The 8,880-nt window shown below is 70.9% G+C and carries 7 protein-coding genes; 2 read left to right on the forward strand and 5 right to left on the reverse strand.

The window, feature by feature from the left end; translation table 11 throughout:
- Positions 1-46: 46 nt before the first annotated feature.
- The 4 genes from ACWDD7_RS06385 to ACWDD7_RS06400 all read right to left on the reverse strand — a co-directional run bounded on the left by ACWDD7_RS06385 (position 47) and on the right by ACWDD7_RS06400 (position 4,600).
- Positions 47-880 carry an S-methyl-5'-thioadenosine phosphorylase gene (locus ACWDD7_RS06385; RefSeq protein WP_450456543.1) on the reverse strand — a complete coding sequence of 278 codons (834 nt, stop codon included), beginning with the start codon at positions 878-880 and terminating at the stop codon, positions 47-49.
- 115 nt (positions 881-995) lie between these two features.
- Complete coding sequence (locus ACWDD7_RS06390) at positions 996-1,307, reverse strand: FmdB family zinc ribbon protein (RefSeq protein ID WP_450456544.1); 312 nt, start codon at positions 1,305-1,307, stop codon at positions 996-998.
- Between the two features lie 67 nt (positions 1,308-1,374).
- Positions 1,375-2,670: an MFS transporter gene (locus ACWDD7_RS06395; RefSeq protein ID WP_450456545.1), complete on the reverse strand. Its 1,296-nt coding sequence runs from the start codon at positions 2,668-2,670 to the stop codon at positions 1,375-1,377.
- A 340-nt stretch (positions 2,671-3,010) separates the two neighbouring features.
- Positions 3,011-4,600 (reverse strand): potassium/proton antiporter, encoded by a 1,590-nt coding sequence (locus tag ACWDD7_RS06400; protein ID WP_450456546.1) that lies wholly within the window; start codon positions 4,598-4,600, stop codon positions 3,011-3,013.
- 189 nt (positions 4,601-4,789) lie between these two features.
- On the opposite strand from ACWDD7_RS06400, the gene ACWDD7_RS06405 reads away from it, so the two are divergent.
- Positions 4,790-7,729: a penicillin acylase family protein gene (locus ACWDD7_RS06405; RefSeq protein WP_450456547.1), complete on the forward strand. Its 2,940-nt coding sequence runs from the start codon at positions 4,790-4,792 to the stop codon at positions 7,727-7,729.
- 64 nt (positions 7,730-7,793) lie between these two features.
- Here the strand turns inward: ACWDD7_RS06405 and ACWDD7_RS06410 are convergent, their stop codons facing one another.
- Positions 7,794-8,414 carry a 5-formyltetrahydrofolate cyclo-ligase gene (locus tag ACWDD7_RS06410; protein ID WP_450456548.1) on the reverse strand — a complete coding sequence of 207 codons (621 nt, stop codon included), beginning with the start codon at positions 8,412-8,414 and terminating at the stop codon, positions 7,794-7,796.
- A 123-nt stretch (positions 8,415-8,537) separates the two neighbouring features.
- On the opposite strand from ACWDD7_RS06410, the gene ACWDD7_RS06415 reads away from it, so the two are divergent.
- Positions 8,538-8,880, forward strand: a 343-nt coding sequence (locus tag ACWDD7_RS06415) for a sugar phosphate nucleotidyltransferase (RefSeq protein ID WP_450456549.1), incomplete at its 3' end; no start/stop codon positions are given.

Below are 8,880 nucleotides of genomic sequence, written 5' to 3' on the forward strand. Positions count from 1 at the left end.
GGTCCCACAGCTCCCGGTCCCACAGCTCCCGGTCCCGCAGCTCCCGCTACGGCAGCTCGAACCCCGGCTCCATCCCGCCGAGCGCGTTCACGCACAGGCAGTCCCGTGCCCCGGTCTCCGGCAGCGCGGCCACCGCGTCGAAGAGGACCCCGCGCAGCCGTTCCACATTGGCCGCGAACACCTGGAGGACCTCCTCGTGGGATACGCCCTCGCCGGTCTCGGCGCCCGCGTCGAGGTCGGTGACCAGGGTCAGGGAGGTGTAGCACAGCTCCAGTTCGCGGGCGAGCGCCGCCTCGGGGTGGCCGGTCATGCCCACGACCGACCAGCCCTGTGCCTGGTGCCACAGCGACTCGGCGCGCGTGGAGAAGCGCGGGCCCTCGACCACGACCAGCGTGCCGCCGTCCACCGGCTCCCAGTCCCGGCCGCGGGCGGCCTTCAGCGCGGCGGCCCGTCCGGTGGGGCAGTAGGGGTCGGCGAGGGACACGTGCACGACGTTCGGCACGGTGCCGTCGGGAAGCGGCAGCCCGTCGAAGTACGACTGGGCCCGGGATTTCGTACGGTCCACGAACTGGTCCGGCACCAGCAGCGTGCCGGGGCCGTACTCGGGGCGCAGACCGCCCACCGCGGAGGGGCCGAGGACCTGCCGTACGCCCACGGAGCGCAGCGCCCACAGGTTGGCCCGGTAGTTGATGCGGTGCGGCGGCAGATGGTGGCCGCGACCGTGCCGGGGCAGGAAGGCGACCCGCCGGCCGGCGATCTCGCCGAGGAAGAGGGAGTCGCTGGGCGGCCCGTAGGGGGTGTCCGCCTGCACCTCGGTCACGTCGTCGAGGAACGAGTAGAAGCCCGAGCCGCCGATTACGCCGATCTCTGCGTTCGCCATGGCCAAGACATTAGCTGGCGGTGACGCCCCGCAGGTGGGGGTTGCCGGAGAACGCCGAACTCCCTGCCGTCGCACGACGGCAGGGAGGGCGTCAAAGGGGACGGACCGTACGGCCTCAGGCGGCGGACGTGCCGGCCGAGCTCGACGTGGACGTCGACGACTTCGAGTCGGACGAGGACGAACCGGCCGACGACGAGCCGGACGTCGAGGAGCTGGACGACTTCGTCGCCGGGCTGCTGCTCGACGTGGAGCCGCGGGAATCGTTGCGGTAGAAGCCGGAGCCCTTGAAGACAATGCCGACCGCGGAGAACACCTTCTTCAGGCGCCCGTTGCAGTTGGGGCACTCGGTCAGGGCGTCGTCGGTGAACTTCTGCACCGCCTCAAGGCCCTCGCCGCACTCGGTGCACTGGTACTGGTAGGTCGGCACTGTCTTCCTCCTGGCACTCTCACTCATTGAGTGCTAACGACGCTCCATAGTGACGTATTCCCGGGGATCAGTCCACCGTCACCGGCGTGCGGTGACCGACGCCACGTGCCACGGTCTGGCTCTCCTGGCGCACGACCAGCCGGGAGCGCAGCGCCACCAGGGTCATCAGGGCGATCACCGTGCCGCCCATCGGCACCAGGAATCCCGAGCCGTCCCACAGCCGGTCCTCCAACTGCCCGGCGACGGTGACCGCGGCCGCCTGGCCGAGCGCGACCGCGCCGGTCAGCCAGGTGAAGGCCTCGGTGCGGGCGCGGGCCGGGACCAGGCCTTCGACCAGGGTGTAGCCGGTGATCAGCGACGGTGCGATGCACATGCCGACCAGCAGGCCGAGCGCGGCGAGCGGCAGCACGGAGTGCGCCGTCCACAACGCGGACGCGGTCAGCGCGAGCGCCGTGTAGCCGACGACCAGGCGCCGCTGGGGCGCCGTCTTCCAGGCGATCGCGCCGCAGACGATGCCGGACAGCATGTTTCCGGCGGCGAAGACGCCGTACAGGACGCCGTTCAGGCCGGGTTCGCCGATGGACTGGGTGAACGCCGCCAGGGAGACCTGCATGCCGCCGAAGACCGAGCCGATGCCGAGGAAGGTCACGACCAGCACGCGCACACCGGGGACCCGGAGCGCCGAACCGTGCCGCCCGCGCGCGTGTCCGGCCGCGGCGGTCGCCGGCGGCTGGGTGCTCTTCTGCGCGGCGAACAGCAAACCGCCCACGAGGGTGAGCGCCGCCTCCGTGAGCAGACCGGCCGCCGGGGCGACGGCGGTGCACAGGGCGGTCGCCAGCAGCGGCCCGAGGACGAAGGTCAGCTCGTCCGTGACCGACTCGAAGGCGGCCGCGGTGCCCATCAGGGGCGAGCCCTGGAGCTTCACGCCCCAGCGCGCCCGCACCATGGGGCCGACCTGCGGCACCGAGGCGCCGGTCGGCACGGCGGCCAGGAAGAGCGCCCACAGGGGCGCGTGCGCCAGCGCGAGCGCCGTCAGGGACAGGCCCGACAGGGTGTGCACCAGGACACCGGGGAGCAGTACGGCGCGCTGGCCGTAGCGGTCGGCGAGGCGGCCGCTGTAGGGCGCGAACAGCGCCATGGAGACGCCGGTGACGGCCGCGGCGGCGCCGGCGGCGCCGTACGAGCCGCTGGTGTGCTGCACCAGCAGCACGATGGAGAGGGTGAGCATCGCGAACGGCTGGCGTGCCGCGAAGCCGGGGAGCAGGAAGGTCCAGGCGCCGCGGGTGCGCAGCAGTGGTCCGTATCCCGGGCGGGAGGACGCCGTCGAGGTCTTCGCCGGTTCGTCGGTGACCGTGGATCCCACGGCCCGTGCCTTTCCGCCGCCTGGTAGCGCGCGGCCCGTGCGGGTCCGGGCGCCGAGAGCTGTCCTCTTGCGCGGACTGCGGTAGATACCGGCGCCCACGGCAAGGTGGGGGCGTCACGGCCGCCATACGGTCGCGCCAGCTCTGCGTCAGGCAGAGTTGGTTCGATCAGGGTGCGCCCTCATCGTATACAGGCATCACCCCCGCGCGGGCTGTGAAAACGAGCACCATGGGGCCGGCCGCCCGGGATTCCGCGGCGCCCGCGCGAGGTGTGAACCGTGTGAAACATTCTCTTGCCCGTTCTCCCGGCGCGAGCCGCCGTCCTCGCCCCGAGCCGTGTCCCTAGCGCGCGCCCCCGGCTCCCGCCCCGTCGGTGCCCAGCCAGCTCGCCAGCTTGCCGCCGTGGGCGACGGCGCGCAGCCGTGCCTCCGCCGCGTCGCGGACCGGGTCGGTGGCGACCACCAGGAGTTCGTCGCCGCGCCGCAGCACCGTGCTGGGCAGCGGGACGAACGATTTTCCTTCCCGCACGACGAGCGTCACGGCGGACCCGGACGGCAGTCGCAGCTCGGCGATCTCGACGCCGTGCATCCGCGACTCCTCGGGGATGGCCACGGACAGCAGATGCCCGCGCAGCCGCTCCAGGGGCGCCGACTCGATGCCGAGGTCGGACGCCTCGCCCTTCTCGCCGAGCCGCAGGGTGCGCGCCAGCCAGGGCAGTGTCGGGCCCTGGACCAGGGTGTAGACGACGACCAGGACGAAGACGATGTTGAAGATCCGCCGGCTGCCGTCGACGCCGTTCACCATGGGGATCGTCGCCAGGATGATGGGCACGGCGCCGCGCAGTCCCGCCCAGGACATCAGGGTCTGCTCCTGCCAGGGCACCCGGAACGGCGTCAGGCTGAGCACCACGCTGAGCGGGCGGGCCACCATGGTGAGCACCAGGCCGATGACCAGGGCGGGCATGATGTCGTCGCCCAGTTCGTGCGGGGTGACCAGGAGGCCGAGCAGCACGAACATGCCGATCTGGGCGATCCAGCCGAGCCCCTCGGCGAAGCCGCGGGTGGCCGGCCAGTGGGGGAGCCTGGCGTTGCCGAGCACCATGGCGGCCAGGTAGACCGCGAGGAAGCCGCTGCCGTGGCCCAGGGCGCCGGCCGCGTACGCCGAGACGGCGATCGCCAGGACGGCGATCGGGTAGAGGCCGGAGGCGGGCAGCGCCACGTGCTTGAGCCCCCAGGCGCCGACGGAGCCCACCGCCAGGCCCACGGCCGCGCCTATGGCCAGCTCCAGGACTATCTCGCCGAGCATCATGTACCAGTGCTCGACCGGGCCCGCCGTGGAGAACGCGACGACGAGGATGACGACCGGGGCGTCGTTGAAGCCCGACTCCGCCTCCAGGGTGCCCGTCACGCGTGCGGGCAGGGGGATTCTGCGCAGCACCGAGAAGACCGCCGCCGCGTCCGTCGAGGACACCACCGCGCCGATGATGAACGCCTGCCGCCACTCCAGCCCGACCAGATAGTGCGCGCCCGCCGCGGTGATCCCGACGCTGACCGCGACGCCCGCGGTCGCGAGGACCGCGGCCGAGGACAGGACCGGCCGGACCTCCTTCCACTTGGTGCCGAGGCCGCCCTCGGCGAGGATCACGACCAGGGCCGCATAGCCCATGACCTGCGTCATGGCGGCACTGTCGAAGTGGATGTGGCCCAGGCCGTCCTGGCCCATGACGACGCCGATCCCCAGGTACACGAGCAGGCTGGGGAGCCCGCTGCGGGAGGAGATCCGCACGGCCGCCACGGCGACCAGCAGGACGAGGGAGCAGACGAGCAGAAGCTGGTTGAGGTGGTGAACAGTCAGCGGCGGTTCCCTTCCTTGGCCCGGGCGCGGGGCGCGCGGACGCGCGAACACAAGATCCGAGGCTGCGGCGTACCGCATCCAGGTACTTCGTTACCTTACCTAATTCTTGACGCTTTCTTGACGTTGGGGGGAGAGGATCGAACACTCGTGCGCGCTGGTTAGCGACTCCGCGTCAAGGCGCACAGGGTCCTGCGCCTATGGTTGCTCCAGCGCTCATTCAAAGTCATGGCCCGACCTGCCGCTCGCGTTAGGACAGCAAGGACAGCGATGCCCCCGAACACCACCGCCACAACGGGTGACACCGCCACCGCCGGTGCCGCGCCCGCCAAGTCAGGCAGGAAGAAGGGGCGCAGAGCCCGACTCCTCGTGCTGCTGCTGGTCCTGGCCGTCATCGCGGGCATCGCCTACGGCGGCTTCTGGTCGGTCAGCACCGTGCGCGCCTCCCTGCCGCAGACCACGGGGTCGATCACGCTCGACGGACTGTCGGGCCCGGTCGACGTCAAACGGGACGGCAACGGCATCCCGCAGATCTACGCGTCCTCCGACCAGGACCTGTTCATGGCGCAGGGCTACGTCCAGGCGCAGGACCGGTTCTACGAGATGGACGTGCGCCGGCACATGACCGCCGGGCGTCTGTCCGAGATGTTCGGAAAGAGCCAGGTCAAGAACGACGAGTTCCTGCGCACCCTCGGCTGGGACCGGATCGCGGAACGGGAATACGACACCAAGCTGTCGGCCTCCGCCAAGAGCTACCTGGACGCCTACTCCAAGGGTGTCAACGCGTACCTGAAGGGCAGGAGCGGCAAGGACCTCTCCCTGGAGTACGCCGCCCTCGGCCTGACCAACGACTACAAGCCCGAGCAGTGGACCCCGGTCGACTCGATCTCCTGGCTGAAGGCGATGGCCTGGGACCTGCGCGGGAACATGCGGGACGAGATCGACCGCGCCCTGATGACGAGCCGGCTCGGCCCGCAGCAGATCAAGGACCTGTACCCGGAGTACCCGTACAGCCGTAACAAGCCGATCGTGCAGGAGGGTCAGTACAACGCGCTGACCAAGAGCTTCGAGCAGAGCGCCGCCGCGGGCACGCCCGTGGGCACCGGCACGACCGGGACCACGGGCGCGACCGGCACGGGCGCCACCGGCACGACGGGCGCCACCGGCACGACGGGCGCCACCGGCACGACGGGCGCCACCGGCACCACCGGCACCACGGGCGGGACGGGCACCACCGGCGGCGCCACGGGCTCGTCTGCGGGCACGGCGGGTGCCACCGGCTCCGGAACCTCCACCACCGCCGGTTCGGGCGTCACAAGCCAACTGGGCGGCCTCTACAGCTCCCTGAACGACCTCCCGACCGCCGTCGGCGTGAACGGCCAGGGCATCGGCTCCAACTCCTGGGTCGTCGCCGGGAAGTACACCATCACCGGCAAGCCGCTGCTCGCCAACGACCCGCACCTGGAGGCGTCCCTGCCGGGCGTCTGGTACCAGATGGGCCTGCACTGCCGGACCGTCTCGGCCAAGTGCCAGTACGACGTCACGGGTTACACGTTCGCCGGGATGCCCGGTGTGATCATCGGCCACAACGGCGACATCGCCTGGGGCATGACCAACTCCGGGGTCGACGTCTCCGACCTCTACCTGGAGAAGGTCACCGCGGGCGGCTACCTGTACGACGGCAAGGTGCGGCCCTTCAAGACCCGCCAGGAGACCATCAAGGTCGCCGGCGGCGCCGCCAAGACGATCGTGGTGCGCGAGACCCAGGACGGGATGCCGCTGCTGTCCGACCGCGACGACGAACTGGTCCAGGTCGGCCGGAAGGCCGCGGTCAACACCGCGGCCCCCGACCGCGGCGACGGCTACGGCATCGCCCTGCGGTGGACCGCGCTCGACCCGAGCGCCTCCATGGACGCCGTCTTCGCGCTCGACAAGGCGGCGAACTGGAACGACTTCCGCGCCGCCGCCGCCAAGTTCGACGTGCCCTCGCAGAACCTGATCTACGCCGACACGCGCGACAACATCGGCTACACCCTGCCGGGCCGGATCCCGACGCGCTCCGCCGCGGACGACGGCTCCATCCCGGCGCCGGGCTGGGACCCCAAGTACCGCTGGACCGGCTTCGTCCAGCAGGACGAGCTGCCGTACGAGTACAACCCCAAGCGCGGCTACATCGTCACCGCCAACCAGGCCGTGGTCGACAAGGACAAGTACCCGTACACCCTGACCACCGACTGGGGCTACGGCACCCGCAGCCAGCGGATCAGCGACCTGATCGAGTCGAAGATCAAGGGCGGCGGCAAGATCTCCACCGACGACATGCGGCAGATGCAGCTGGACGACAGCAGCGAGATCGCCAAGCTCATGGTGCCGAAGCTGCTGAAGATCAACCTGAACGACAAGAACGTGCGCGACGCGCAGAAGCTGCTGGAGGGCTGGGACTACACCCAGGACTCCGACTCGGCCGCCGCCGCGTACTTCAACGCCGTCTGGCGCAACGTCCTCAAGCTCGCCTTCGGCAACAAGCTCCCCAAGGAGCTGCGCGTCCAGGGCCAGTGCCTGTGGGTCGACAAGATCGACAACACCGGTCCGGTGGACGACGACACCAAGGTGCGCGAGTGCGGCCAGCGCGCCGCCGACCAGGCGCAGCCGGACGGCGGCGACCGCTGGTTCGAGGTCGTGCGCAACCTGATGAACAAGCCGGACAGCGACTGGTGGAAGACGCCCAAGCAGGGCACGCGCCCGGCGGCCGAGAACATGGACCAGCTCTTCGCCCGCGCCATGATCGACGCCCGCTGGGAGCTGACCGCCAAGCTCGGCAAGGACATCGACACCTGGAACTGGGGCCGGCTGCACCGCCTGTTCCTGAAGAACCAGACGCTCGGCACCGACGGCCCCAAGGCGCTCCAGTACCTGCTCAACCGCGGCCCCTGGAAGCTCAACGGCGGTGAGGCGGCCGTGGACGCGACCGGCTGGAACGCGGCCGGCGGCTACAACGTCGTCTGGGTGCCGTCCATGCGGATGGTGGTCAACCTGGCCGACCTCGACAAGTCCAAGTGGATCAACCTGACCGGCGCCTCCGGGCACGCGTTCAGCGCGCACTACACGGACCAGACCGACAAGTGGGCCAAGGGCGAGCTGCTGCCCTGGTCGTACTCCTCCAAGGCGGTCGACAAGAGCACGAGCGACACGCTCGTCCTCAAGCCGTAAGCGGCGGCGTCCGCATCGGGAAGGCCCTCCACGCACCGCGTGGAGGGCCTTCCCCGTACGTCGGTCAGCGACCGGTGAAGCGGCGCACCCCGGACGGTGTCACCACCGCGTGCACCGGCCGGTCGTGCTCCTCGTCCGGGACCCGCGCGACGACCTCCCCGTCGTAGAGCAGGACCACCAGGCGGGGGTGTGCGCCCGCGCGCTCCAGCCGGGCCAGCACGCGGTCGTACGAGCCGCCGCCGCGCCCCAGCCGCATCCCGCGCGCGTCCACCGCGAGTCCGGGCAGCAGGACCACGTCCGCGCCCGTCACGGCGTCCGGGCCGAGCCGCGCGCCCGACGGCTCGAACAGGGCCATCCTCCCGCCGTGCCGGACCTCCGTGAGGGAGCCGGGCCCGGTGTACTCGCCCCAGTCGAGGTCGTTGTCGGGCAGCAGCACGGGGAGCAGCACCCGGGCGCCCCGGGCGCGCAGCGCGTCCAGGAGCGCGACCGTGCCGGGCTCGGCGCCCACGGAGACGTACGCGGCGACCGTGCGCGCCCCCGCCAGTTCGGGCAGTTCCAGGGCGCGTGCGGCCAGCGCCCGGCCCGACGCCCGTACGTCATCGTCCGGCAGGCTGTTCCTCACCGCGAGGAGGCCTCGCCGCAACGTCCTCTTGCCAGGCTCGTCCACGCGTCCGTCGTGTTCCACGGGTCGTCTCCCGCACCCTTCCTGTATGCCGTTCCACGGCGTCCATGCCGTCCGAGTCGTCTTCAAAGGGTCCACCAAGGACAGCCCAGGAACCCCACAAAGTCACCGGTTAAGGTGGCGGGCATGACTCAGTCGCACCCCAGGATCAGCAAGGCTGTCATTCCGGCGGCGGGTCTTGGCACCCGGTTCCTGCCGGCCACCAAGGCCACTCCCAAGGAGATGCTGCCGGTCGTCGACAAGCCCGCGATCCAGTACGTGGTCGAGGAGGCCGTGTCCGCGGGGCTCGACGACGTCCTCATGATCACCGGTCGTAACAAGCGTCCCCTGGAGGACCACTTCGACCGCAACTACGAGCTGGAATCCGCCCTGGGGAAGAAGGGCGACGCCGAACGGCTCGCCAAGGTGCAGGAGTCGAGCGACCTGGCGACCATGCACTACGTGCGCCAGGGCGACCCCAAGGGCCTCG

Source organism: Streptomyces sp. NPDC001056 (assembly GCF_053598955.1).